General features: G+C 60.6%; 1 protein-coding gene and 1 pseudogene. One reads left to right on the top strand and one right to left on the bottom strand.

Features of this window, described 5'->3' with window-relative positions; genetic code table 11:
* Nucleotides 1-561: 561 nt before the first annotated feature.
* Nucleotides 562-882, bottom strand: coding sequence for a hypothetical protein (locus AC1D01_RS35280; RefSeq protein ID WP_477874256.1), 321 nt, complete (start codon nt 880-882; stop codon nt 562-564).
* A 212-nt stretch (nt 883-1,094) separates the two neighbouring features.
* On the opposite strand from AC1D01_RS35280, the pseudogene AC1D01_RS35275 reads away from it, so the two are divergent.
* A pseudogene (locus AC1D01_RS35275) lies at nt 1,095-1,273 on the top strand (integrase); the annotation flags it as partial.

Raw genomic sequence — 1,273 nt, 5'->3', positions numbered from 1 at the left:
GCTTACAGGCAATGGCCGACCCGAAGCTGTTGTCGCGCGAGTCGAATTCGAAGCCCAAAAGCAGTCGCTCACCGCCACATGTCAAGCTGCGTGCTCTCGACCGGTTAACTACCCAAGGCTGGAGGCTGATGCACCGCAGTGCCTGCAAACTTTGCTGGGATTGAGGCTCCAGCGCGGAGGCAACGAATTCTCAAAATCTTCCGCCCCAAAGGGACGGCCACAAGCTGGGCATGGCGTGTAGATGGCGTACAGGGAAGTCGTCACCCCGATCGCAGACACAACCATAAAGGCGATRAAAAATGCCAAACCGCTTTGCCCCACCATACCGATCAAAAGCACTAGCGGGAGGAGCCACGGCGTAAGGCGCGAAACGCGCTGCCTCCGCCGCAATCTGGCCCACTTTGTTTGCATCGGATCCATTTGATTCCGCAGCGTTGGTTTGAAACGAACTCACTATATTTCGTCGGAAGCTCTAGTCGACCGACGGCACCATAGCCGGAGCCCAACCCCACAGCAGCCGGTGACGACTGGCCGTTGATGGCCGAGTACTAGCTTTGCCCATCACAAGCCTGACGTCGTCAGGATCACCAGCAACGCTACAAGCCCGAAGAGCGTCAGCAGGACGTACGGCAGCGCACATTCAAGCGCGCCGTCTTCGCGCCGAACCGGGCCGCCGCGGGTCTGAACTGGGAGCTTGCGTTTGAAATTGTCGAAGAGAACAAGAAAGTATGCGATCAGGCAACCCACTGCGCCAGTCCGAAACCAAGGCCCGGCGCCGTCGAGATGCCCAAAGCCGCCGGCAACCAGGGCCAACCCGATGACAAGCGACGCCAGCGCGATGCGCGGGAGCCAGTGAGTGCGCTCGAGATCCGGTTCAGTCATGGTTGCTGATCTTAGGGCGGGCAGCTGGACAGCCAACCCTAATGCAGACGTTGGCAGACGACTGGTTGTGGCCGGCAGCGTGAGTTTGCCAGACCGCTCCAAAGCTGCCCTTCAGCATCGTAGGCCACACCGCCAGGGGCGCGGCTCAGAGCAAGTGCCCGAGCGGCGACCGCGCGCATCCTGCATGGCCCTCAACTCGATGGGAGACCATCATGGGCATTGCAGGTAGCGCCGTTCGTCGCGAACCGTGGAACAAGGGCAAACTCGTCGGGCAAAAGGCGCCATTCAAGCTCAAGGACATCTGGGCCCTGCGCGTCCGGTTGCAGATGGAAGGCCGGGTTCGTGAGTTGGCACTCTTCAACCTCGGCATCGACAGCAAGCTGCGCGGCTG

It is taken from the genome of Rhizobacter sp. P3_B12 (assembly GCF_056402895.1).
Note: the sequence above shows the minus strand (reverse complement) of the source record. Positions and strands in the feature narration are given on the sequence as shown.

What these genes read in the sequence shown, in the direction of transcription:
- AC1D01_RS35280 (WP_477874256.1), bottom strand. Translation starts at nt 882, where the DNA reads ATGACTGAACCGGATCTCGAGCGCACTCACTGGCTCCCGCGCATCGCG.